We start from the raw sequence: 24,321 nt of genomic DNA on the forward strand, positions 1-24,321 counted from the left end.
ATGTTGGCGGCAGGGCTGCGCGTGGACGATTGAAAAGGAGGTCATGTATGCCCACACCGATCCAGCAGCCGTCGCAACTGTTTACAGCCATCGCGACGTCACTGCGCAACACCGCCGGCCTCAACCTCACCGTCGGCAACCATGATGATTTCACTGCACCGGGCGATCAGGCCTGGGTGCTGATCGACTTCGACCGCAATGGACCCGGGGTGCGCGCCGCTGACGGGCGAATTGCTCATGTCATGACGGTCTCTCTGCAAGTCATCCCGGCCCTTGCCGCCAGTGCATTTGCAGCGTGCGATCTGATTGCCGTGCTGAAAAACCTGATCACCGACAACCGCTGGGGATTGCCCGGCGATCAATGCGATCTGCCGATGAATATCGATGGCTTGCCATCGTTGCTTATCAGTGCTGATCAACAATATAGAGCCTGGACCCTGACCTTCGAGCAGACGCTCTACCTCGGCTCGACCCTGCTCGACGATCCACTGGGCATGCCGAAATTCGCTCGCACCTGGGAAGTCAGCAACATCGACGATCCAGACCAGTACACCGCGCTGGAGGGCTGACCGATGTTCGATGCATTACTGCGCATGCAACTCGGCCCGATCATTGAGCGTCTGGCGGAAATGGAAGCGGAAATCGAAGACTTGCACCGCCGCGCCGAGAGTTTCTGTCGCATTGGCATCTGTCAGTCAATTGATGCGGCGAGCAATACCTGCCAGGTCAGCCATGGTGGATTGCTCACCCCAGCGATCAAGTTCTTCAACCCCAGCGCCGGTGCGCAAAGCGAATCGCGCATCCCGACGGTGGGCGAGCAGTGCCTGCTGTTCAACTATGGCAGCGGTGAAAGCGGTGCGCAGAGTGTCGCGTTGTTCGGCTTGAACAGTGACCGTTTCCCCCCGGCCTCGACTGTGCCGACGCTGACCCGTCGGGTACATCAGGACGGCAGCGAAAGCGGTTACGACGACGGTAGCCACGCCTTGCACTGGCTGAACGGACCCGCGCAATTCAACGGGTCTCGCGAGTCGCTCGAACTGAGCATCGGCCCTGCACGTCTGGCCATGACGCCACAACTGATCACCCTGCAACTGGGCGCCGTCGGCCTGAGCATCGACGCCTCGGGCGTGCACTTCAGCGGCCCCTTGGTCGATCACCAGGGCCGCGTCATCAGCCCCTGATTCAAGAGCCTCCCATGATCGGAATCGATAGAGACAGCGGGGCCACGGTCGACGACTGGCTGCAATTCGTGCAGCGCGCGACCCGGGCCCTGACCACACCGCTGGGCACTCGGCAGAAACGACCTTTGTACGGTTCGCTGATTCCCACTCTCCTCGGGCAGAACCTCGGTGACGACATTCTGCTTCTGGCACAGAGCCACGCCGCGCAAGCGTTCTACAACCCGCATAACGGTATCGATGATTTTCAGCCGCAAGTGATTGTTGCCAGTCGCCACGGCGACGGCCTGCTGCTGCGTTTTGCCGGCACCTGGAAAAACCGCCAACAAACCTTCGAGGTGGTGACATGAGCATGCTGATCCCCGGCCAGAATCAACTGGCCGAACCCGCGCTGATCACGGTTGAAGCGTTCGAAGATTTACTCAACGAGTTCAAAGCCTTCGTCGTCGAATACGTGGGTGCTCGCTCGCCGGCCAGCGCCGTGAAACTCAAGGCGAGTCTGGAAAACGAAAGCGAATTGCTGACCCTCGCGCTGGAAGCGTTCTGCGTGCGTCTGCAAACCCATGAGCGCAAATACAACGCACGCATCAAACAGATGCTGGCGTGGTGGGCGACCGGCAGCAATCTCGATGCGCGGCTGGCGGACATGGGCCTGGAACGGCAGTTGCTCGATCCAGGCGACCCGGCAGCGTTCCCTCCGGTACCGGCGATTTATGAAAGTGATGACGACGCTCGGTTGCGTTATTACCTGGCACCTCATGCACCGGCGGCGGGTTCGCGGATGCAGTATCGCCGCGAGGTGTTCACCCTCGGCGAGCGGCCCACGGTGCAGGTTGAGTCCACTGATTCCGGCGTAGTGAATGTCACTTACACCTTCAACCCGGACGGCCTCGCCGCGCAGGTCAAGGATGGCAACGGGCGCCGCACTGCGCCGGGCGAAGTGCAAGTCACCGTGCTTTCTCGAGACGGCGATGGCACGCCTTCCGAAGCATTGCTCGAGGGCGTCCGTCAGCACTTTGCTCGTCCAGACGTGCGCCCGGAAACCGACCTCGTCACCGTCAAGGCTGCCGAGATCCAGCGCTACAAAATCCGCGTCGTCGCCAAGATCAATTCCGGCCCCGACTCGGGCCTGACCAAGGTCGCGGCGCAAGCACAATTGCAAGCGTATGCCGACAGTTGCCATCGCCTCGAAGGCCGGGTCGATCCGAGCTGGATCGACTACACGTTGCACAGCGCCGGCGCCGTGCAACTGCAGATTCTCGAACCGCTGGCGCCGATTGTGACGACCGCGTTTCAGGCGCCGTATTGCACCGCGGTTGAAGTCGAGGTGCTGACGCTATGAGTGAAAAAACTCAGCGCCCGACCTTACTGCCGGCCAACAGCTCGGCCCTCGAACGCGGACTGGATCTGGGTTTCGGCGCCTTGCTCGATCGCATCGCACCGCCGTTCCCGGAACTGATGAACCCCGCAGAAACCCCGGTTGCCTTTCTGCCGTATCTGGCGGCGGATCGCGGTGTTGCCGAATGGAGCAGCGCCGCACCGGAGGCGGAAAAACGCCTGACCGTCGAACTGGCCTGGCCCACCGCGCGTCAGGCCGGCACTCGCAAGGCGCTGGAAAACGCCGCCAAGGGTTTGCAATTAAGACCCGAGATCCGCGCCTGGTACGAACGGACACCGCCCGGCGCGCCGTACAGCTTTTCCGTGCGTGCCTTCAGCGACCAACCCTACAGCGAAGAAATCGACGCCCGTCTCGACCGCCGTCTGGCCGATGCGAAAAGCGAGAGGGACGTTCTCTCCGTGTCGGTGGGTTTGAGCGCATTCGGCAGTCACGTCATTGGTGCTGCGACGTTTTGCGGCGAACTGACCACGGTTTATCCGGTGTTCATCGAAGGGCTCGAAACCTCTGGCGAGGCGTTCATGGCTGCCGGCATGTACACCGTCGAAACATCCACTATTTATCCTCAGGGGGCCTGAATGGCTGACTATTACACCCTGCTCACCAACGCAGGGATTGCCTACGAAACGGCGTGCAAGGCCGCCGGTACGCCGATCAAGCTGACGCAGATTTCCGTCGGCGACGGCAACGGCGCGGTCTACAACCCGGCCGCCACCGCGACCGCTCTGAAACGCGAAGTCTGGCGCGGACCGCTCAACGCACTGTTCCAGGATGAGAAAAACCCGAGCTGGCTGCTCGCCGAAGTGACCATTCCTCCGGATGTTGGCGGCTGGTATGTACGGGAAGCGGGGCTATGGACTGACACTGGTGTTCTCTATGCCATCGTCAAATATCCGGAGTCGTTCAAACCGGTGCTGGCGGCGTCGGGCTCGGGTAAAGAGTTTTACATTCGCTCGATTTTCGAGACCAGCAATGCCTCGCTGGTGACCTTGTTGATTGATGACACGGTGGTTAAAGCGACCCGTGCCTGGGTCATGAGTTATCTGGCTGAAGAACTCGGCAAACTTGATGGCAAGCAGTCGGTGCGCGTTGCGGCGACTGGCAATGTCGTGATGAACAGCGCACAGCAGATTGATGGTGTTGCCGTGGTTGCCGGCGATCGCGTGCTGTTGCCGAGCCAGACGCTGGCCAAGGACAACGGCCTGTGGATTGTTGCCAATGGCGACTGGGTGCGGGCCACCGATGCCAACAGCAGCGCCAAGGTTACGCCGGGCCTGACGGTCATGGTGGAGGAGGGCGTAGCGAATGGAGATTCGCTGTGGCACCTGACCACCAATGCACCGATCACGCTTGGCACGACCGCGCTGACATTCAAGATGCTCGCAGGGCGCACCGGGATTGCTGCGGGAACTTACAAGAGCCTGACTGTTGATGAATATGGTCGCGCGACGGCTGGGGCTAATCCGGAAACGCTGGCAGGGTTTGGCATCAAGGACTCGTACACCAAGGCTGAAGTTGAGGCGTTGATCGCCAAGGCTTCCGCGTTGCCAGTTGGATCGATTGTGGCGTTTCCGGTTGATGCGCCACCGCCGGGTTTTCTGGAGCTGGATAACAGCGTCAAGAGCAGTGCGACTTATCCGGACTTGGGCGCGTATTTGGGTGGCAAGTTCAACAAGGGCGATGAGGGGGTTGGTAATTTCCGGCTGCCGGAAGCGCGCGGGGAGTTTTTGCGCGGTTGGGATCATGGGCGTGGGGTGGACGTCGGCCGGGAAATCGGCAGTGCGCAGCTCGATTCGCTCCAAAACATCACGGGACAATATGCCGCGAATAATGGGGTTCAACTGGCAGCTGTGGGCCAGGTCGGCGGCGCTTTTGGCTCGGCGGCGACCGGTGGGACGCAAATCCCCGGAGGCGGAGCCGCTACCGGCGTCATCAATATGCTCTTCGATGCTTCGAGAGTTGCGCGCACCTCAACAGAAACCCGTCCTCGCAACATTGCCGTCATGTGGTGCATCAAAGCGTGGAATGCCCCGGTCAATCAGGGAACCATTGATGTCGCCGCGCTGGCGAAGGAGGTCGAACGGCTGAAATCTGCCGTTCCGGTGGGTGCTGTTCTGGCATTCCCTGTGGGGATCGTTGCTCCTGGATATCTGGAGCTCGACGGCAGTGTGCAGAGCATTGCGGCTTATCCGGATCTGGCGGCTTTTCTCGGTACCACTTACAACAAGGGTAACGAGGGTGCGGGGAACTTCCGCTTGCCAGAGTCACGTGGCGAGTTCCTGCGTGGCTGGGATCATGGCCGAGGAGTGGATGCCGGTCGAGCTATGGGAAGTAACCAGGCAGAATCCTTCAAGGCGCACAATCACCGTTATTTTGACGAAACCGGCGCTACATTGGATCCGGCTGGCGAGTGGCAGGGTGGCAAAGTCAATGGTGCTGTTGCAGCAATATCGACAGGTGCTTTTCTTTCCGCTGTAGATGCCGGAACTACCATGCAGACGGTGACTGTTGTTACGACAGTAAACGCAGGTGGGGCGGAAACCCGCCCCCGCAACCTAGCCGTCATGTGGTGCATCAAAGCCTGGAACGCACCGGTTAACCAGGGAAGCATCGACATCGCTGCATTGACGGGACTTTCCCAACAAGCGTCTGAAGTGAATCAAGGCACAGCGAAAGTCGCGACCCAGAGTCAAACCAATGCAGGAACCGATGACACCGTCATTGTTTCACCGAAAAAACTGCGCCTCGGATTCGAGATCAATCTTGCCGCCAATGGATACATCATTTTCCCATCGTGGCTTGGCGGCCTGATGCTGCAATGGGGCTTGGCGAATATGCCGGGGACATCCGCAAATTTCAGTTTCCCGATTGCCTTCCGCAACAACGTCTTTCAAATGATAGCTACAGATGGCGGTGGTGGTGCCCACTCGTTGGGAGTAAGTCCAGTGACGACAGGCTTCACCGCTTGGGGCAATGCAGCGACAACGAACTTCCGCTATCTGGCCATAGGTAACTAAAAAATGCGGTATTACAGCAAGTCAACAGACTGCACTTATCTGGACCGTGTGCATTCGGTGATGCCGGATGACGTGATTCAAATCAGTGACGCGCTCTATCAGGAAGTCTTCGCCAGCCCCATGCTCGGAAAAATTCGTAGTGTGGATGAGAGCGGACTGCCGATCTTGATTGATCCGCCGGAATTGACTTCGGAAGAAAGAGCAAAGCAGGAACGCAGTTGGCGAGACCAACAGATCGATAGTGTTCTTTGGTTGCGTGAGCGCCATCGGGACCAACTGGATCTGAACCTGACACCATCGCTCACGACTGAGCTATTCAGCGAACTGTTGATCTACATTCGCGACTTGCGCGACTGGCCTCAGTCGGCAGATTTTCCATCGGCAGACGCACGTCCGGTCGTGCCCTCTTGGATCGCTGTGCAGCCTAAGTAAACGCCCCGAATACCGGGGCGTTTTCTTGTCCGCTTAAAACATTCAACACCCGCCAAAGCCCCTCCCTCCCGAGGGGCTTTCCCGTTTATGGAGAAACGAAAAATGGCAACCCGCCAAACCTACACCGTGCTCGTCCCATTCCCCACCGGCGGTGGGCATTGGTCGAGCGTCGGTCAAGAACTCGATCTGCTCGATGTCGAGGCCAGTGCCTTGCACTTTGCCGGGCGACTTGAGCCGAAAACCCCTATCACCCAGGCCAAAAAGGCCGCTGCCAAGAAGGCTGACTGAACATGGCTGAGGTTCTGAACTTCGAGCACAACGGCATTACCGTCAATGCCACCGAATCCCCCGAGGCCATGGGTGGCCTGGGTGACAACGTCATCGGTCTGGTCGGCACTGCGCCGAAAGCCGATCCGCTGATTCCGCGTAACGCGCCGTTCCGCATCAACAGCTTCACCACCCACGCGTTGCTCGATCCGACCGGTTCGGAAGAGGGCACGCTGTATCACGCGGTCTACCAGATCCTCAAAGTGGTCAAGGTGCCGGTGTACGTAGTCATCGTCGAAGCAGGCGCGACGCCGGCCGACACGGTCAACAATGTGATCGGCGGTGTCGAGCCGGCCACTGGCCGCAAGCTCGGTCTGGCGGCGCTGGGCAGTGTCCCGGAAGACCTGACCATCATCGGCGCGCCGGGCTTCACCGGCACTAAAGCGGTGGCCGGCGAGTTCGCCGCGTTCGGCAAGCGCATCAAGGCCCGTGTAGTGCTGGACGGCAAGGATGTCTCGGTGGCCGATCAGGTCCTGTACAGCCAGGAACTCGGCGGGGCCGAACTCGGTTTCGACCGTTGCCTGGTGGTGCACAACATGCCCGCCGTGTATTCGAAAGCGGCGAAGAAAAACGTCTTCCTGTCGCCCTCCAGTCTGGCGATTGCCGCGCTGGCCAAGGTCAAGCAATGGGAGAGCCCGGGCAACCAGGTGACTTTCGCCGAAGACGTTTCGCGGGTCGTCGAGTACAACATCCTCGATACGTCCACCGAAGGCGATCTGCTCAACCGTTACGGCGTCAGCTACTACGCCCGCACCGTTCTTGGCGGCTTCTCGCTGCTGGGTAACCGCTCGATCACCGGCAAGTTCATCAGCTACGTCGGCCTCGAAGATGCGATCAGCCGCAAGCTGGTCAAGGCCGGCCAGAAAGCCATGGCCAAGAACCTCACCAAATCCTTCATGGATCAGGAGGTCAAGCGCATCAACGACTGGCTGCAGACCCTGGTTGCCGATGAAACCATTCCCGGCGGCAGCGTGTATCTGCACCCGGAACTCAACAGCGTCGAGAAGTACAAGAACGGCACCTGGTACGTGGTCATCGACTACGGCCGCTACGCGCCGAACGAACACATGGTTTATCAACTCAACGCCCGCGATGAAATCATCGAGCAGTTCCTGGAGGACGTTCTCTAATGTTTACCAACCGCGTAAGACAGGCCATCGCGGCCACCCTGCAAGGCCTGCCGTTGTCGGCGACCGTTGAGGAATTCACCCCGCCGAAAATCGAATTCGACATGGAAGAGATGCGCGGCGGGCGCTTTATGGTCGAAGAAATGGCCAAGGGCGGCAAAGCGCTCGGCGCCAAGCTGACCCTGCAAGGCCTCGGCGCCGAGGTGCTGCTGGCGCTGGGCGTGAAGCTGGGCGACGACATCCTGCTCAACGTGCGTGAAGCCGGTCAGGATCAGGACGGCAATACCTGGTTCACCTACCACACCGTCGGCGGCCAGCTGAAGTCCCTTGAGGAAACCGCGGTGAAAATGGGCGAGAAACCCAAGACCAACCTGGAACTGTCCTGCCGCACCTACAACCGCCTTGAAAACGGCGTGCCGGTGATCGACATCGACGTGCGCACGCAGAAGTTCGTGCTCAACGGCGTCGACATCCTCGGTGATGCACGGCGTGCGGTGTTGATGCCGTAAACCCCGGTTTACCGGCAAATCACAAAACCCTGTGGGAGCGAGCCTGCTCGCGAAAGCGGTCGTTCAGTTACATCAATTTCGAATGTGCCAAAGCCTTCGCGAGCAGGCTCGCTCCCACAGTGGATCTAAACGAATCACCAAGGAATTCATACATGCCGTGGATGCCCCCCCAACACGAACTGCTGTCGCCGATCACCGGCGACGATGGCTCGCAGATCGAATCGATCCAGCTCAAACCGCTGTTCTACGCCGCACAGAAAGAAGCGCTGGAACGCGCCGGCGATGACGAAGACGATCAGTTCTTCGAGCTGGCGCTGCTCGCCACCGGCCTGTCGGTGAAAGAGCTCGATCAACTCAAACGTCCGGACTACGTGAGCATCGCTCAGTACGTCCATGAGATGTCGACCCGGCCGAGTGCGTACTTTCTCGACCAGGTCGAGGACGCGGAGAAATCCGACGATCCCGATCAGGTGCAATTGCTGCAAACGCTCGCCGTGACCGGTCGCACCGTGACTTCGCTGAGCCTGGAAATGCCCGTGCTGCGCGCCACCAAAGTGATGAAGAAACTGAAGACGGCCAAGGAACGCGCCGAATTCATCACCGCCCACTGCACCGGCCTGATGATCCCCGATCTGGCCCACCTGACCGTCCCCGACTGGACGCAATTGCAGGTGCGCATCGACGATTTTTTAAACCAGCCGGCGGCCTACTTTCGGAACGCGACATCGAAGTAATCCTCGATATCGTCCCGCTCATTTACCCGGTAAGTGAAGCGGAGATTCTGGAATGGGACGCCGAAAAGGCGTTGCGCCGCTACGACATAGCGATCACTCGCCTTGGCGTGAAACAGGAGTAGAGCGGCATGGCAGAAAGCAAATTTGCGCCAATGAATGCCGATGAGCGGGGGGGCGCAGCAACCGGTGATATCCGCTTGAACATGGCTGCGGCAAACCCCGGCCCCGGACCGATCATCGGCGATCAATATCCCCAGCTGAGTCAGGCGCTCGTCACCGCAAGTATCAGGATCGATGCGTTGACGACAGCGATCGATTCATTGCGATTGGCATTGTCCAACTTGCGGATGCTCTCGTTGAGTTCCACCGCGAACGGTGAAGCCACCAGCGCGTCGGCAGCGCCGGATGAGGCCGCCGAGCGGACCAAGGCACCAGAAAGTGTGAGGCCGGCGATTGACTTTTATTCGGCGGCGGCCGATCTGGGTAGCGCGGCACAATTGACGCCAGTGCAGGCCAACGAAATCGCACTGTCGAGCTTGATCATGGCCAGTAAGCCGATGGTGGCGGCGGGAGGCACCAGCGGTATCGAACTGATCAAGGTTGCAACGCTGGCCGCCGACTCAGGAATTGGCAATGAGCTGACCAACGCGTCGGACAAGTCTTTTGAGCTGCTCAACTTCGCCAGCGACGCTGCGGTCGTAGCGTCGGCACTCAAAATCCCAGCGATGGAAGTCGCCGAGATGATGACGGTGTGGCGCACCTCGATGAAGCTCACTCGCGATCAGGCGTTTGACCTCGCGGATGCGACACACCTGCTCGGCAAAATGCCGGGTGGCGTCAAGTCCGCCGACATCGGCGCCGTACTCAAGCAATCAGGCGAGGCGGCGCTCACTGCAGGCTTGCAGCCCGAGCAGGCCGCAGCGCTGTCGGCAGCCTTGCTCCGCAGCGGAACGGGCAAAGACGATGCCGGGCAGGCGTTGAAGAGCCTTTCAGCTGCCCTGGGCAAAGGTGACAGCGTCTCCGCCGCCGAGCGTGGCGCCTGGAAGCAGTTGGGACTTGATCCTGCTGCCGTGACCGCTGCAATGCATGACCCTGACAAGCAGAATGCCCAGGGTGCGCTGCTCTCGGTGCTTGCCGCGCTGCACGCAAAACCTGTCGAACAACGCGCCACGCTGGCGCGAAGCCTGTTTGCTGACAGCGCCAATGCGGTGCAGTTGTTGGCGCAGAATCCGGGCGATGTCAACGAGGCCTTTTCGCAAGTAAAGGACAAAAGTCAGTACGCGACTTCGGTGATCGGTGAGCGGAGTTCGGTGCGCCAGTCTGCACTGGCACGCTCCAATTCCCCGCAAGGACAGTGGAATGCTCAGACTGCTCGAAACGAGCGCTTGGCTATCGCCAGCGCCCAGGCGGTGGCGCCCTCTCCTGAAGTGCTGAGCGTTGCCGGTGCCGGCATCGACAGGATGAGTGAATTCGCTGAGGACCATCCGACGATCACGGCGGGGGTCATTGTTTTGGGTTCAGCCCTGAAAAAGCTATTCGATCTTGTGTTGGACGCCGGTGTCGATGAGGCGAAAGACCGGTTGCGCAAACGGATACCTGGTAGCGCCCTGGCGAATCCCCCCGATCTTTCGTCAACAGCAGATTCTGCATCGAGGCTCGCAGCGGACAAGCCGGTGACAGGGATTGCCAGTCTGGCTCCTGCGGCCGGTGCGGAAATGGCAATTGGCGAACGAGCATCATTGGTCGATACGCCGCACCTCGGGCCATCGACGGTTTCTCTGGAGGCTATTTCGCAGGCGATTCCGGCATCGAGCAGAAACGCGCAAACTGCTTTGAGTGAAAGACTTGCTATCACCGCGCCTGACACGCTTTCTGCGCCCGCCCAAGTGAGCAAGGATCTGGCGAGCGCCCATGCGTCTGACCAGCACGTGACCTACGCACCTTCGGTCCAGGTCTACTGCAGCGACCCCGGCAGCTCGGACAAGATCGGTATGTTGGTCGCGCAGCATCTGCAAAACCAGTTCATGCAAATGACCCCGCTGCTCACCAACAACCCCCTTGCCACCCGCCGCGACGCGGCCCTGACCGATGGAGTCGCCTGATGAAACAGCAAATGGCATTGGGCAGTTTCATCTTCGGCCTGTCGCGCAACTTTGCGTACCACCAGTTGCTGCGCAAGTCTGACGGCGGCTGGACCGAGATACAGATCCTCACCAGCAAACCCAAGTCCAGCCAGACCGGACAGAAACCGGAAACCCTGACCATTACCGGCAAGTCGATGTACGCCGTAGCCATGGATCGGCTCGATGAATTGCGAGCTTTGCAGGCGCTGCGTATCCCGCTGCCGTTGATCGACGGGATTGGTCGAAACTGGGGCCTGTGGCGGATCAGCAGCGTTCAGGAAACCCAGACCCAGATCATCGATGACGGTACGGCGATGGTAGTCGATTGGGTCATCGAACTAGCGGAGTTCAACAATGCGTAAAGCACGAAGCGTGGCCGGTGATTCGGTGAATCTGCTGCTCTACCGCGAAACCGGGCGCAGTGATGACGCTGCCGAAGAAGCGCTGTGGAAGCTCAACCCGACCCTGGCCGAACACGGGCCGATTCTGCCCGCCGGCGTCTGGATCGTGCTACCGGAACTGGATGTGAAACCCGCCGTGGTCAAAGCAGCGACGGCGTGGGATTAAGGAGGTTGAATGGCACTGGGATTTACGCCGGCAGTGAATATCTACGGGGCCAACGCGGCCTTGCTCAATCAACGCCTGATCAGTTGGGAGCACATCGATGCCGCCGGTTTCGAGTCCGATCAGCTGACGTTGACTATCGATCTGGAGGGGCTTGAGGGGTTGCCGAATCTGGGCGGCAAGATTGGCATGCAAGTCGGCTATCGAGAAACCGCGATGGTCGATAAAGGCCTGTTCAAAGTGACGCGTCTGACGCCAACACTGTTTCCGTTTCGCCTCACCCTGGTGGCCACTGCGGCGCCATTCAGCAAGGATGATGAAACCGGCTTCAAGCAGCGCCGCACCGCCAGTCATGGGCCAACGACGCTGGGTGGATTATTTCGCAAGCTGGTGGAGCTGCACGGCTTTTCGCCACGGGTCGCGCCGGAGATTTCGTTGATCCGCATCGAGCACATCGACCAGTCCAACGAGACCGACATGGGGTTTGTCACGCGTCTGGCGAAAAAATACAACGTCGTCGCCAAGCCTTACGGCGATGTTTATGTGCTGGCGCGGCCCGGGCAGACCAAGTCGTTGTCGGGGCAGATTCTGCCGGACGTGACGCTGTCGGTTACCCACAACAATCGCCCCGGCGATCACGCCTTCATCAGCGCCACGCTGGAAGAATCTGCCCGCGAGCAGGCCAAGGGCTGCAAGACCTGTTTCTGGGATGCGGCGGCCGGGGTGCTGCGCTGGGTTGAAACCGGTGTTGCGCCGTTCAAGACGCTGCGCCAGAAGCAGCCCAGCGAAGCTGATGCCATCGCAGTAGGCGAGGGCGAAGTGCGCAAGATGCTGCGGCAGAAGTACAAGGTGCAAATCACCTGCCCGGGGGATCCACGGCTCGCGGCCGAAGGGCTGGTATTGCTCGATGAGAGCTGGCCGGACTTCATGCGCGGACGCTGGTCGATCGACAAGGTCACCGCCAGCGGCAGTCGCGAGAACAGCTATCGCTGCCTGATTGATGCGTCGTGCCTGGACCCGAAGGCGGAACAGTAATCCTGAACCGAGTGCTTATTCCTGTGGGAGCGAGCCTGCTCGCGAAAGGGACGTCAGCTTCAGCATCGATGTGACTGATCGACCGCTTTCGCGAGCAGGCTCGCTCCCACAGGGACTGCGGCGTTCACTGTAATTTCTCTTACTTCGGAACACCCCCATGAAGATCACCCCGATCCTCACGCAACTGCGTGGGCAATGCCCTGGGCTTGCCAATCATATTTCGGTGGGTGTCGATCTGGCGTTGCTGCAAGGCAACCCCGATCTACCGACACCCTCGGCGCACGTTCTGCTGCTGGCCGATCTGGCCAGTCCTGGCACCACCCAAAACCTCACCACCCAATCGATCCGCGACCGCTTCGAAATCGTTCTGGTGCTTGATGCTACCGACGCGACAAAAGCGCTGGATGGGTTGCACGACCTGCGCGCCGAACTGTGGCGCGCGCTGGTGGGATTCAAGCCCGATGCCGACTACAGCGCCATCGTCTACGACGGCGGCGAGCTGGTCTCGATCAACAGCAGCCGCCTGTTCTATCGGCTGCGTTTTTATGCCGAGTTCCAGCTCGGCCGCAATCTGCCAAGTCAGCCTGCGGAGAGTTGGCACGAGCGCGAACTGGACGCTTTGTCGTCCTTTACCGGGATGACGGTGCGGGTCGATGCGATCGATCCGGCCGACCCCAACCTGCAACGCCCGGGTCCGGATGGCCGGGTGGAAATGACTTTCTCTGGAGACGTAACCCCATGAGCAACCGCATCACCGTAGTGCCGGCCGCTGGCCGTGTCGTACCTGACCCGGAGGCGGGCGACCTGTTGCCGGCTGCAGGCCGTGACGTGCTGGACAGCGCCTGGTGGCGCCGGCGTCTGGCCGACGGCGATATCACACTCAAAACCGCAAAAGCGGCTAAACCACAGGGAGCCAAATAATGGCGATCGGATTCAGTAACATCCCGGCGGACATTCGTGTGCCGCTGTTCTATGCCGAAATGGACAACTCGGCCGCCAACAGCGCGACTTCGGCCATGCGCCGTTTGATCGTCGCGCAGGTCAACGACAATATTACCCCGACTGAAGTCGGCAAACTGGTGCTGGTTTCCAGCGTGGCGCTGGCAAAAAGCATCGGCGGCCAGGGCTCGATGCTCGCTTCGATGTACGAGACTTTCCGCAAGGCCGACCCGATCGGCGAGATCTGGTGCCTGCCGCTGCACAACACTGAAGGCGCTATCGCCAAAGGTGTGTTGACCCTGACCGGCACCGCAACTCAGGCGGGCATGCTCAACCTGTATGTCGGCGGCGTGCGTGTGCAAGCCACCGTGGTCAACGGCGCCACCGCCGCTCAAGCGGCAACCGCACTGGCGCAGAAAATCAACGCCACTGCCGACCTGCCAGTCAGCGCAGCCACTGCCGAAGGCGTGGTCACCCTGACCGCCAAATGGACCGGCGACAGCGGCAACGACATCAGTCTGCAATTCAATCGCCTGGGCAAGAGCAACGGCGAAGAAACTCCGGCCGGCCTGACCAGCGCAATTACCGCCATGACCGGCGGCGCCGGTGTACCGGATCAGATCGCTGCCGTCGCAGCATTGGGCGATGAGCCTTTCGAATTCATCGCCTTGCCGTGGTCCGATCTGGCCACTCTCAACACCTGGCAAGCGGTCATGGACGACAGCACCGGGCGCTGGTCGTGGGCCAAGCAATTGTTTGGTCACGTCTACAGCGCCAAGCGCGGCACCGTCGGTACGCTGGTTGCCGCAGGCCAGGCGCGCAACGATCAGCACATGACCATCCAGGCGCTGGAACCGGGCGTACCGCAACCGTTTTGGGTACAGGCCGCCGCGCTGGCTGCACGCACGGCGGTGTTCATCTCCGCCGATGCCAGCCGTCCGACCCAAAGCGGCAGCCTGCCGGGCGTCGACCCGGCGCCGGCGAGCGAGCGTTTCACCCTGACCGAGCGTCAGTCGCTGCTCAACTACGGCATCGCCACCGCGTACTACGAAGGCGGTTACGTGCGCATCCAGCGCTCGATCACCACCTACCAGAAGAACGCCTACGGCCAGGCCGACAACTCCTATCTGGACAGCGAAACCATGCACCAGTCGGCGTTCATCGTGCGTCGTCTGCAAAGCGTGATCACCAGCAAATACGGCCGCCACAAACTGGCCTCCGACGGCACCCGTTTCGGTGCCGGCCAGCCGATCGTCACCCCGGCGACCATTCGCGGCGAGCTGATCGCGCAGTACGCCAAACTCGAACTCGAAGGCCACGTGGAGAACGCCGAGCTGTTCGCCGAGCACCTGATTGTCGAGCGCGACGTGCAGGACCCGAGCCGCGTGAACGTGCTGTTCCCGCCGGATTACATCAACGGCCTGCGCGTGTTCGCACTGCTCAACCAGTTCCGTCTGCAGTACGACGACGCGGCCTGATCCGCGCAGTCGGCGCTAAGCATTCAGCCCACCTCGCGTGGGCTTTTTATTTGAAGGGAGAAACACCATGGGTCAACTGATTGCAGGCACCTGCTACGTCAAGGTCGACGGCGCACAACTGACCATCAATGGCGGCTGCGAAGCCCCGCTGATGGCCGTCAAACGTGAAACCGTCGTGCCCGGTTTCTACAAGGAAACCGACATCGCGCCGTCGTTCAAAGTGACCGCGCTGCACACCGCCGACTTCCCGCTGAAGAAGCTGATCGAAGGCACCGATATCACCGTCACCTGCGAATTCAGCAACGGCAAAGTCTACGTGCTGGCCGGCGCCTATCTGGTCGAGGAGCCAGTTTCCAAGGGCGACGACGCCACCATCGAACTGAAATTCGAAGGCATCAAGGGGACCTGGCAATGAGCGCCGCCGTGAAGCTTCAAGTAGCAATCGAAGCCCACGGCGAGCCACTGACCGAACTCGTTCTGCGTCGTCCGACGGTGCAGGAAGTGCGAGCGATCAAGGCGCTGCCGTACAAGATCGACAAGAGCGAAGAAGTCAGCCTCGACATGGACGTGGCGGCCAAATACATCGCCGTGTGCGCCGGCATTCCGCCGTCGTCGGTCAACCAGTTGGATCTGGCTGACCTCAATGCGCTGAGCTGGGCCGTCGCGAGTTTTTTCATGAGTGCGGCGTCGGCGCCATCACCGACCTGATCGCGGTCGCCTATGACCTGGCCTGGTTCTGGAAGGTTGACCCCGAACAGATGATGGCCAGGCCACTGGATGTGCTCCGCGAATCGCTGGAGCACGCGCAACGGATCAATGCGATGCAGCAGGTGCAGTGATGGCAGACGAAGAGAAGAAAACCCCGAAACCGGTGCTGATCACCGGCATCGATGAACTCTCGCCCAAACTGGGCGCCCTGCGCATGAAGGTTGAGAGTTTTAAAAATAATCTCGAGCAGACCGGCCTCGGCAAACTGGACATCAGTGGTCTGTTCAACGGCGGCAGCGTGATCACGCCGTTTGTAGACGGCATCAAATCGGCCGCAGCGTTCCAGGGCAAATTGAGCGAAGTCAGCGACACGGCGAAAACCGTCGATCTGCCCGCCGCGCCGACAGCAGCGACGCAGAACATGAACGTGTTCAGTGCGTCGATGCAGAAGGTTTCGGCGGCGGTGGACGCCGCGCTGGTGCCGGCGGTGGGGGCCTTGGTGGTCGGGCTGGAACCGATGCTGACGCAGGTCGGCAGTCTGCTCGCCGACAATCCGAAACTGGTTGAAGGCCTGGCGGCGGGGGCAATTGCCTTCTCCGCTATGCAAACCGCGGTCACCGGTATGACGCAGGTGATGGACGTCATGAGCATGGTGCTCAAGACCAACCCGATCATGCTGATCGCCATGGGCATTGCCGTGGCGGCCGGTTTGATCGTGGCCAACTGGACGCCGATCAGCGCGTTCTTCACAGGGATGTGGGAGGGCGTGAAAAACATCGGGGCGAGTGCGATGGCGACGTTGCGCTCGGTACTCGACTGGCGACCTTTGGCGGCACTGGCTGCGCTGTGGGAACCGGTCACGGGATTTTTCTCCGGAGTCTGGGACAAGGTGATGGCCGTGACGGCGCCAGTGATCGACTTCTTCAAGTCGGTTTTCTCGTGGTCGCCTGCGGGGATGATCATTGAAAACTGGGGGCCGCTGACCGGCCTGTTCTCGGCGATCTGGGAATTGCTCAAGGCCTTGAGTGTGCCGGTGATGGCATTTCTTAGAAATCTGTTCGATTTCTCGCCGATGCAGATGCTTACCGATGCATGGGGTGGTGTTGTCGCGTTCTTCGAACCGATGTTCAGCGGCCTGCGAGAAGTCGCGCTACCGGCTAAAGAATTCCTCGTGTCGCTGTTCGACTTCTCGCCAATGCAGATGATCACCAGCGCCTGGGGAGGCATTGTTGCGTATTTCCAGCCGATATTGACGACGCTGCAATCGGCTGTGCAAAGCACCCGGGATACTTTGCGGGCACTGTTCGATTTTTTCCCGATGCAAATGCTCACCAGCGCCTGGGGTGGGATTGTCGGGTTCTTCGAACCGATCTGGATGGCGCTGCAAACGTCTGTGCAGCGGGTCAGAGGCTTTTTCACCAGCCTGTTCGAGTGGTCGCCGCTGGAGCAGATTGCCCAATATTGGCAGCCGATCGGTGAAGTCTTTTCGGCGATCTGGGGCGTTGTGTTGGCGCTGTCCGCGCCGGTCGCGGACTTTCTGCACAGCCTGTTCGAATGGAAGCCTCTGGATCAGATCATCGAGAGTTGGGGGCCGATCACCGAGTGGTTCGGCGAGTTGTGGCAAAAGCTGCAAACCGTCATTGCGCCGATCAAGGAGTTGTTCGACGGTGGCTTCGCCGGACTGATCGCCAAGGTCACCGGCAAGGTTGAAACTCTCACTGAAGCACAACGCGAGACCAATGCCGAAGGCAAGGGTGAGCTGGCACCGGCGTTCTTCGGCGCGAGCGCAGCGACTGCCGGCAACGGCACGCTGCAAAGCGGCTCGTTGCCACAAACCTCCAGCGCGCTGATCCAGCAAAGTGCCGCCAACAACCGTACGCAACTCGAAGGCGGTCTGACCGTGCGCTTCGAAAATGCGCCGGCCGGCCTGCGCACCGAACAACCGCAAACCAATCAACCGGGCCTGGCCGTGTCTTCACGCATCGGCTATCGCTCGCTGTCGATGGGAGGTTCCCAATGAACTGGCGTGACCGTTTATTGCCGGCATCCTTTCGCGGTGTCGGTTTCTGGATCGACCAGGCGAAAACCCCGGTCGGTCGCAAAGGGCAGTTGCATGAATACCCGCAACGCGACCTGCCGTTTTTCGAGGACCTCGGCCAGCAGGCCAAGACTCACGATCTGACCGCGTTCATCATCGGCCCCGATTGCCTTGAGCAGCGCGACAAGCTGCTCAAGGCGCTGGAGCAGGGCCGTGGCGAACTGGTGCATCCGTGGCTTGGACGCCTGCAGGTCAAGGTCGGCGAATGCGACATGACTCACACCCGCCAGGACGGTGGGCTGGTGACGTTCGCCTTGAAGTTCTATCCCGACCAACCCCTGCCGTTTCCGACCGCCACGGTCAGCACGCAGAAAGTGCTGCTGGCCAAGGCCGACGGGCTGCTGGGTTCGGCGGTGGCGCGTTTCGAACAGGCGATGACTTTGATCAAGGCTGCGCGGATCGGCATCACCAACCTGCGCAACAGCCTTACCGGCGTCTATGACGTGATCAAGGAGCAATTGAAACCTTTGATCGAGCAGTACCGCCAGATCACTGAACTGGTCAAAGCCGTGAAAGAGCTGCCCAAGGAAGTGGCGGCGGAATTCAACGGTTTGCTCGGCGATATCCAGGAACTGAAAGCGTTCGCCAAGGAAGGCTACCGTGGCGTGATCGCCGACGTGTCGCAGCAACTCGAAGCGATTCGCAAGGCTGATGCGCCGAAGATCACCACCGGCAAGGACACCAATGCCGCAGCGCAGGCGATGGCCGATCTGGTGCAAGACACGATGCTGGTCAAAGTCGCGCAGTGGGTCGCGTCGATGCCAGTGGCGACCACGCCGGTGAAACTGGCGTCGACACCGTCGCTGGCTCAACAGTCGACGTCGCCGGTGAGTCGTCAGGAAGTCCCCGTCAGCGATGACATGCAAGCGCTGCGCACGGCGGTGACTGCAGCCATCGACCCGATGCTGGCGAAAGCCGGACCTGCGCACTTCCAGGCCATCAACGATGTAAAGGAAGCGCTGGTGGCTCATCTCAAAGCGGTGGCGTCTTCTGGCGTGCGGCAAGTCAGCAAATCGTTTCAGGAAAGCTTTCCGGCAGTGGTCGTGGCCTACAAGCAGTTCGGCGACGCCACGCGAGTCGAAGAAGTGACTCAGCGCAACGCGATTACCCATCCCGGTTTCTCGCCCAACGATGTGAAAGTCTCGCGGGAGTGACGCCATGAACGAGATGGACAATCACGTCACGCTGACGGTCAACAACATGGAATACGGCGGCTGGAAAAGCGTCGAAATCACCGCCGATCTCGAGCGTCAGTTCCGCACCTTCAAGCTCGACATTACCTGGCAATGGCCGGGGCAGGCGGTGAGCAAACCGATTAAACCCGGTGACCCCTGTGAAGTGAAAATCGGCAAGGATCTGGTGCTTACCGGCTACGTGTTCAAGGCGCCGATCCGCTATGACGGGCGGCAGGTCAGCCTGACCATCGAAGGCAGTTCGAAAACCCAGGATCTGGTCGATTGCGCCGCCCGTAATCTGCCCAGCCAATGGCAGCAACAACCCTTGCTGACTATCGTCCGCGATCTGGCGAGCGAATATGGACTGTGGGTCGTCAATGAAATCAGCGACACCACACGCCTGACCAAACACACCATCGTGCCGGGTGAAACGGCATTCCAGTCGATCGACCGATTGCTGTCGCTGCTGCGGGTGTTTTCCACCGACAACGAGCTGGGCCAGTTGGTGTTGGCCAAACCCGGCAGCGGTGGCCGCGCCAGCGATGCGCTGGAGTTGGGCAAGAACATCCTGTCGGCCAATGCGCCAATGGATTTCAGCCAGGTGTTCTCCGAGTATCGGGTGATCGGCCAGCAGAAAGGCTCGGATGCGAAAAGCGGCGCGGCGGTCAGCGAAGTCGAGTCGACGGCGGCCGACCTGAGTTTCAAACGGCGGCGCACCACGGTGATCAACGAAGGCACGCAACTGACCTTTGAGTTGGCGCAGCAGCGTGCCCAATGGGAAAGCGCGACTCGCATGGGCCGTGCGCAGACCACCACCTATCAGGTGCAGGGCTGGCGGCAGAGCAATGGCGATTTGTGGCGCCATAACACGCTAGTGAAGGTCAAGGATCCGGTGCTCGATTTCGATGGTGACATGCTGATTTCCAAGGTCACTTATTCGTTGTCGGCGCAAGGTTCGGTGACCACGCTGCAAGTTGCCCCGCCGCATACCTTTGATCCTGATCCGACGCCCCCGAAAAAAACCTGAGCCTGACCCCGAACCCTGTGGGAGCGAGCCTGCTCGCGAAAGCGTCGCCAGCCTCAACATCACAGCGCCTGACCCGCCGCGTTCGCGAGCAGGCTCGCTCCCACACTGATCCCATTCGGGCGACTCTTTTCAAGGACACCCCATGAGCCTACTGACACGCCTGCTGGCGCGCGGCACTGTCGTGCTCGCCAATTCGGCAACCAAGCTGCAATCGCTGCAAATGCGCCTCACCGCCGGTGAAGTCAACGACGACCTCGAACACTTCGAACCCTACGGTTTCACCAGCCATCCGTTGGCTGGCGCTGAAGGGGTCGTCACCTTCATCGGCGGCGACCGTTCCCACGCCATCGCCCTGGTCATCGCCGACCGTCGCTATCGCCTGCAAGCGCTCGCTGCCGGTGAAGTGGCGATCTACACCGACGAGGGCGACAAAATTCATTTCAAGCGCGGGCGGATCATCGACATCGAAACCGCCACGCTGAACATCCGCGCCAGCAGCGCGGTGAACTTCGACACGCCGGTGATAAACCAGACCGGCAAGATCGTTTCCACCGGTGATCAACTGGCTGGCGGCATCAGCCAGATCAAACACGTGCATGTTGGCGTGCAGGCCGGCAACGGTCAGACCGGCGCGCCGGCAGGAGGCCAGTGATGTTCATCAGCCAGAACCTCCACGCCGCGCTGACCCGCGCCGTGCTCATCAGTCTGTTCACCTGGCGTCGCGCCGCTGATGACGACGCCCTCGATGACGAAGAACGCTTCGGCTGGTGGGGCGACAGTTTTCCCACGGTTGCCGACGATCGCATCGGCTCGCGGCTGTGGCTGCTGCGCCGGGTCAAGCTGACCCGGCAGACGCAGATGGACGCCGAGTTCTATGCCCGCGAAGCCCTGCAATGGCTGCTCGACGACGGCCACTGCAGCGCCATCGACATCATCAGCGAACGCCTCGATGCCCAGCGCCTGAACCTGCGCACGGTCCTCACGCTGGCCGACGGCGAACGTCTGGACATCAACCCCGATAACAGTTGGCAGGTGATCTATGCCGTTTGAAACCCCTTCGCTGCCGGTGCTGATCAAGCGCACCCAAAGCGACCTGGCTGGCGATTCGCTGCGCCAGTCCGATGCGCAAGTGCTCGCCCGCACCCTCGGCGGCGCCGCTTATGGCTTGTACGGTTATCTCGACTGGATTGCCGAGCAGATCCTGCCCGACAAAGCCGATGAGTCAACCCTGGAACGCATCGCCGCGCTGCGCCTGAATCAACCGCGCAAAGCCGCGCAAGTGGCTACCGGCAGCGTCAGTTTTACCGCCACTCCCGGCGCCGTGCTCGACGTCGACACTCTGCTGCAAGCGAACGATGGCCGCACCTACAAAGTCACCACGGCGCGCACCACGGTCAATGGCAGCAACAGCACCACGATTGCGGCGCTGGAGGCCGGCAGTCTGGGCAACGCTGATGCGGGTTTGACGCTGACCCAGGTGCAGCCGATTGCCGGGATTGTCGGTAACAGCTTCGTGGTGCTGGCGCCGGGCCTCAGCGGCGGTGTGGCGCGGGAAAGCCTCGAATCGCTGCGCTCGCGGGTCATCCGTTCCTACCGCGTGATTCCCCATAGTGGCGCGGCCAGCGACTACGAAACCTGGGCGCTGGAAGTGCCGGGTGTGACGCGGGCGTGGTGCCGGGGCGGCCTGCTCGGGCCGGGCACGGTGACGGTGTTCATCATGCGTGATGAAGACCCGCAACCGGTGCCGAACGATGAGCAGTTGGCGGAGGTTCAGGAGTACATCGAACCGCTGCGTCCGGTGACCGCGGAAGTGCACGTGCAGCGACCGGTGCAAGTGCCGGTAGTGTATCGCTTCAAGAGCGTCAATCCGGACACCACCGCGGTGCGCGCCGCCGTTGAAGCGCAGCTGCGCGATCTGCACAACCGCGAGGCTGACCTCGGCGTGCCGTTGCTGATCAGCCATATCCGCGAAGCGATCAGCAGCGCCGGCGGCGAATACGATCACACGCTCACTGCTCCAGCCGCTGACGTGCCGGCCGGGCAGAGCGAACTGCTCACCTTCGGAGGCTGCGTATGGGGGGCATAAGAACCGCCGCGCAATACCAGGCGCAGTTGCGCGCCTTGCTGCCTAGCGGCCCCGCATGGGATCCGGAACGCGTGCCGGAACTCGAAGAAGTGTTGCAAGGCGTCGCCGTCGAACTGGCCCGTCTGGATGCGCGCGCCGCCGATCTGCTCAACGAAATGGACCCGGCCGGCGTCAGCGAACTGGTGCCGGACTGGGAGCGGGTGATGAACCTGCCCGACCCGTGCCTGGGCGCCACGCCACTGTTCGACGACCGCCGCCTCGCCGTACGCCGCCGCTTGCTCGCGGTCGGCAGCCAGGCTGTCGGCTACTACCTCGACATCGCCAAAAGCCAGGGTTACCCCAACGCCAGCATCACCGAACACGAAGCCCCACGCATGGGCCGCGCCCGCTTCGGCTCGGCGCATTGGGGCACTTGGGAAGCACAGTTCATGTGGACGCTCAACACCGGCGGCCGCCTGCTGCTCGGCCGCCGTTACGGCGCGAGCTACTGGGGCGAGCGCTTCGGCGTCAACCCGGGCTCGGCGCTGGAATGTCTGATCCACCGCAGCGCGCCGGCGCATACCAAGGTGCACATCAATTATGACTAGGGAGGGATGAGGGATGGATTATCCGAAGAGTGTGCCCAGTGCCGGCTTGGTGAATGGGAAGTTTGTTGATGAGAACCCTATGACGGGGACGCCGGGATCGTTGATTCCGGCGGATTGGGGTAACGGAGTTACCCAGGAAATTCTTAACGTGATCAAGGCGGCGGACCTGACGCCGGACGAGAAGAAATACGATCAGTTGTTGCAGGCGATTCAATCGGTGACGGCCAAGGGCTGGAACCAGGATTTGGCGCTGCCGCTGGCTGCTTTGCCTTTGCCTACAGTTGCCACCGCCGATGCACGTCTGCCGGTCAGTCCGGCTGCGGCCTCAACCAGTGGTGGCCGGGTTTCGATCGCAGCGGGAACCTTTATTAGCCTTGGCCAGGAAGTAGTGGCCGGCCAACTCGGGCGTGCGCGCACCTTCGTGACGACGGCGTGGAGCAGCGCCGACTTGCTGCCCAGCAGCCATTACTTTCTGCGAGCGCAAGTTATCGCCGGGGTACTCACGTTCTACACCCAACGCGGTGGCATTCATGACGTCGTGCCTGACTCGCTCAAAGGAATGGTCAACGGCGCTGCCGGCGGCGGTTTTCAGTCCACGCCTCTGGACATGTGCCTGGCATGGGTAATAACCGGTGCACCAGGTTCGGTGCCGGTCGTGCGGACCCTATACAACCGCGCACGTTTGACCTGGACGCAAACGGTAAACGGCACCGGCGCAATATTTTTACCGCTCGACCCGCATGCGCGTGCGGCGCGATTGGTCGCCGGTAACCCAACACCATCGTCCACGGCGGTCACCTCAGTCGCCTTTCCGTCCACCGGTTGGGCTGGAGGCAACTACTGCTTTCTGTCTCCGATACTGACAGGCAGTTCGAACAACCCGGGAGGGTGGAACCCGGCAACGGTTTCACCGTGCGTACTGTTCACCAACAACATCGTCAATGACGTCACGGTTTCGACGTTGGCCGCGAGTTTCGACCATGCCAATTTGCGCTCGCTGTGGCAGTGCTATCAGGCCGAACACAACCTGGGCCAATCGAATGCCGACAGCGATGAGCTATTGCTGAGCATGGGTATCAAAACCCATCCAATCACTGATTACAGCGTAGGAATTGCCATCAACTTTTCCGACGCGGTGAACGTGCAATTCTCGTGGGAGCTTATTCGATGATCGTCATTCAGGAACTTCATCAGTGCGACGGTGAGTTGCGCCTGCCGCAACCGTCGGCTGCGCACGAGTGGGATGGGCAGAACTGGGTTTTCAATGCAGACAGGAAGATTGCACTGGATCTGCAGGAAGCCGAACGCCTTTGCGCCAAAGTCGACGCCGCCGCCGACAACGCTCGCAACGCAATGGCTGGTGATCCACTCAAGGCCATGGAGTACGCACAGGCAGCCGCGGACGCTCAGGCTTTCAGCGATGCCGGATACCCGAAAAAGGAAGTGCCGCTTTCAGTCGCCGCGTGGGTCGCGAAAGGCCGCACGGCCAAACAGGCGGCGGAGCAGATTCTGAGTAAGGCGGAGCAGTTGACTGAGCATTTGCTCACGCTACGCACTTTGCGCCTGAAGGCCAAGGCGCAGATTCGCGCACAGGCGGGCAAGGGCAAGGTCGATTTGGCGCGTGGCGCCGCAGACGATGCGTTGATCGGGATTCGTGCCCTGATCAACGGTATATCCAGCTAGGCAACAAGGTCCACTTCTACGTCACCGACGCCACGCGATATGGGCTTGTTTAGTTTGTACATCATTTGGCCTGTGGCGCCCCGCGCGACCGCAAGGAT

General features: G+C 60.8%; 29 protein-coding genes. All 29 read left to right on the top strand.

Annotation, left to right across the window (positions count from 1 at the left end):
- The first annotated feature begins 47 nt into the window (after window positions 1–47).
- Window positions 48–569, top strand: a complete 522-nt coding sequence (locus J2Y39_RS00955; protein WP_150636335.1) for a hypothetical protein — start codon at window positions 48–50, stop codon at window positions 567–569.
- A 3-nt stretch (window positions 570–572) separates the two neighbouring features.
- A complete protein-coding gene (locus J2Y39_RS00960) occupies window positions 573–1,181 on the top strand; it encodes a phage baseplate assembly protein V (RefSeq protein WP_150636338.1) in 609 nt (202 codons plus the stop codon).
- Window positions 1,182–1,195: 14 nt separating this feature from the next.
- On the top strand, window positions 1,196–1,528 hold the full coding sequence (locus J2Y39_RS00965; RefSeq protein WP_056783245.1) for a hypothetical protein: 333 nt from the start codon (window positions 1,196–1,198) through the stop codon (window positions 1,526–1,528).
- Window positions 1,525–2,520, top strand: coding sequence for a baseplate J/gp47 family protein (locus J2Y39_RS00970; RefSeq protein WP_310214499.1), 996 nt, complete (start codon window positions 1,525–1,527; stop codon window positions 2,518–2,520). Before J2Y39_RS00965 ends, J2Y39_RS00970 begins: the two co-directional genes overlap by 4 nt.
- On the top strand, window positions 2,517–3,152 hold the full coding sequence (locus J2Y39_RS00975) for a phage tail protein I (RefSeq protein WP_310214501.1): 636 nt from the start codon (window positions 2,517–2,519) through the stop codon (window positions 3,150–3,152). The genes J2Y39_RS00970 and J2Y39_RS00975 overlap by 4 nt, the downstream gene beginning before the upstream one ends.
- A complete protein-coding gene (locus J2Y39_RS00980; RefSeq protein ID WP_310214502.1) occupies window positions 3,153–5,591 on the top strand; it encodes a phage tail protein in 2,439 nt (812 codons plus the stop codon).
- A 3-nt stretch (window positions 5,592–5,594) separates the two neighbouring features.
- The gene (locus tag J2Y39_RS00985) at window positions 5,595–6,023 is read left to right on the top strand and encodes a phage tail assembly chaperone (RefSeq protein WP_236168054.1); all 429 of its coding nucleotides are present in this window, start codon (window positions 5,595–5,597) and stop codon (window positions 6,021–6,023) included.
- Window positions 6,024–6,125: 102 nt separating this feature from the next.
- On the top strand, window positions 6,126–6,311 hold the full coding sequence (locus J2Y39_RS00990) for a hypothetical protein (RefSeq protein ID WP_039762525.1): 186 nt from the start codon (window positions 6,126–6,128) through the stop codon (window positions 6,309–6,311).
- 2 nt (window positions 6,312–6,313) lie between these two features.
- Window positions 6,314–7,480, top strand: a complete 1,167-nt coding sequence (locus J2Y39_RS00995) for a tail protein (protein WP_016771437.1) — start codon at window positions 6,314–6,316, stop codon at window positions 7,478–7,480.
- Window positions 7,480–7,986 carry a phage major tail tube protein gene (locus J2Y39_RS01000; RefSeq protein WP_310214505.1) on the top strand — a complete coding sequence of 169 codons (507 nt, stop codon included), beginning with the start codon at window positions 7,480–7,482 and terminating at the stop codon, window positions 7,984–7,986. Before J2Y39_RS00995 ends, J2Y39_RS01000 begins: the two co-directional genes overlap by 1 nt.
- 152 nt (window positions 7,987–8,138) lie before the next feature.
- Window positions 8,139–8,720, top strand: a complete 582-nt coding sequence (locus J2Y39_RS01005; RefSeq protein ID WP_041478102.1) for a phage tail assembly protein — start codon at window positions 8,139–8,141, stop codon at window positions 8,718–8,720.
- 128 nt (window positions 8,721–8,848) lie between these two features.
- The gene (locus J2Y39_RS01010; protein ID WP_150636344.1) at window positions 8,849–10,822 is read left to right on the top strand and encodes a phage tail tape measure protein; all 1,974 of its coding nucleotides are present in this window, start codon (window positions 8,849–8,851) and stop codon (window positions 10,820–10,822) included.
- Window positions 10,822–11,205 (top strand): phage tail protein, encoded by a 384-nt coding sequence (locus J2Y39_RS01015; RefSeq protein WP_041478101.1) that lies wholly within the window; start codon window positions 10,822–10,824, stop codon window positions 11,203–11,205. The genes J2Y39_RS01010 and J2Y39_RS01015 overlap by 1 nt, the downstream gene beginning before the upstream one ends.
- Window positions 11,198–11,410 carry a tail protein X gene (locus J2Y39_RS01020; protein ID WP_095180504.1) on the top strand — a complete coding sequence of 71 codons (213 nt, stop codon included), beginning with the start codon at window positions 11,198–11,200 and terminating at the stop codon, window positions 11,408–11,410. The genes J2Y39_RS01015 and J2Y39_RS01020 overlap by 8 nt, the downstream gene beginning before the upstream one ends.
- 9 nt (window positions 11,411–11,419) lie before the next feature.
- Window positions 11,420–12,442, top strand: a complete 1,023-nt coding sequence (locus J2Y39_RS01025; RefSeq protein WP_095180505.1) for a phage tail protein — start codon at window positions 11,420–11,422, stop codon at window positions 12,440–12,442.
- 157 nt (window positions 12,443–12,599) lie between these two features.
- A complete protein-coding gene (locus tag J2Y39_RS01030; RefSeq protein ID WP_310214513.1) occupies window positions 12,600–13,184 on the top strand; it encodes a hypothetical protein in 585 nt (194 codons plus the stop codon).
- The gene (locus J2Y39_RS01035) at window positions 13,181–13,363 is read left to right on the top strand and encodes a DUF2635 domain-containing protein (RefSeq protein WP_016771429.1); all 183 of its coding nucleotides are present in this window, start codon (window positions 13,181–13,183) and stop codon (window positions 13,361–13,363) included. Before J2Y39_RS01030 ends, J2Y39_RS01035 begins: the two co-directional genes overlap by 4 nt.
- A complete protein-coding gene (locus J2Y39_RS01040) occupies window positions 13,363–14,859 on the top strand; it encodes a phage tail sheath subtilisin-like domain-containing protein (protein WP_056783268.1) in 1,497 nt (498 codons plus the stop codon). The genes J2Y39_RS01035 and J2Y39_RS01040 overlap by 1 nt, the downstream gene beginning before the upstream one ends.
- 67 nt (window positions 14,860–14,926) lie before the next feature.
- Window positions 14,927–15,274 (top strand): phage tail tube protein, encoded by a 348-nt coding sequence (locus J2Y39_RS01045; protein WP_007908779.1) that lies wholly within the window; start codon window positions 14,927–14,929, stop codon window positions 15,272–15,274.
- Complete coding sequence (locus J2Y39_RS01050) at window positions 15,271–15,567, top strand: phage tail assembly protein (RefSeq protein ID WP_024011858.1); 297 nt, start codon at window positions 15,271–15,273, stop codon at window positions 15,565–15,567. The genes J2Y39_RS01045 and J2Y39_RS01050 overlap by 4 nt, the downstream gene beginning before the upstream one ends.
- 130 nt (window positions 15,568–15,697) lie before the next feature.
- Window positions 15,698–17,587: a phage tail protein gene (locus tag J2Y39_RS01055; RefSeq protein WP_310214518.1), complete on the top strand. Its 1,890-nt coding sequence runs from the start codon at window positions 15,698–15,700 to the stop codon at window positions 17,585–17,587.
- Entirely contained in the window at window positions 17,584–18,819 is a 1,236-nt protein-coding gene (locus J2Y39_RS01060; protein WP_310214520.1) for a DNA circularization N-terminal domain-containing protein, read from the top strand. Before J2Y39_RS01055 ends, J2Y39_RS01060 begins: the two co-directional genes overlap by 4 nt.
- 4 nt (window positions 18,820–18,823) lie before the next feature.
- A complete protein-coding gene (locus J2Y39_RS01065; RefSeq protein WP_310214523.1) occupies window positions 18,824–19,867 on the top strand; it encodes a phage baseplate assembly protein in 1,044 nt (347 codons plus the stop codon).
- 142 nt (window positions 19,868–20,009) lie between these two features.
- On the top strand, window positions 20,010–20,519 hold the full coding sequence (locus J2Y39_RS01070; protein ID WP_056783277.1) for a phage baseplate assembly protein V: 510 nt from the start codon (window positions 20,010–20,012) through the stop codon (window positions 20,517–20,519).
- A complete protein-coding gene (locus J2Y39_RS01075) occupies window positions 20,519–20,917 on the top strand; it encodes a phage GP46 family protein (protein ID WP_016771422.1) in 399 nt (132 codons plus the stop codon). Before J2Y39_RS01070 ends, J2Y39_RS01075 begins: the two co-directional genes overlap by 1 nt.
- Window positions 20,907–21,953: a baseplate J/gp47 family protein gene (locus J2Y39_RS01080; RefSeq protein WP_310214528.1), complete on the top strand. Its 1,047-nt coding sequence runs from the start codon at window positions 20,907–20,909 to the stop codon at window positions 21,951–21,953. The genes J2Y39_RS01075 and J2Y39_RS01080 overlap by 11 nt, the downstream gene beginning before the upstream one ends.
- Window positions 21,941–22,540 carry a YmfQ family protein gene (locus J2Y39_RS01085; RefSeq protein ID WP_041478090.1) on the top strand — a complete coding sequence of 200 codons (600 nt, stop codon included), beginning with the start codon at window positions 21,941–21,943 and terminating at the stop codon, window positions 22,538–22,540. The genes J2Y39_RS01080 and J2Y39_RS01085 overlap by 13 nt, the downstream gene beginning before the upstream one ends.
- A gap of 13 nt (window positions 22,541–22,553) precedes the next feature.
- Window positions 22,554–23,711, top strand: coding sequence for a phage tail protein (locus J2Y39_RS01090; RefSeq protein WP_310214530.1), 1,158 nt, complete (start codon window positions 22,554–22,556; stop codon window positions 23,709–23,711).
- On the top strand, window positions 23,708–24,223 hold the full coding sequence (locus tag J2Y39_RS01095; RefSeq protein WP_252868887.1) for a phage tail protein: 516 nt from the start codon (window positions 23,708–23,710) through the stop codon (window positions 24,221–24,223). The genes J2Y39_RS01090 and J2Y39_RS01095 overlap by 4 nt, the downstream gene beginning before the upstream one ends.
- Window positions 24,224–24,321: the final 98 nt, after the last annotated feature.

The organism is Pseudomonas sp. 2957 (assembly GCF_031456345.1).
Lineage (GTDB): Bacteria > Pseudomonadota > Gammaproteobacteria > Pseudomonadales > Pseudomonadaceae > Aquipseudomonas > Aquipseudomonas siliginis.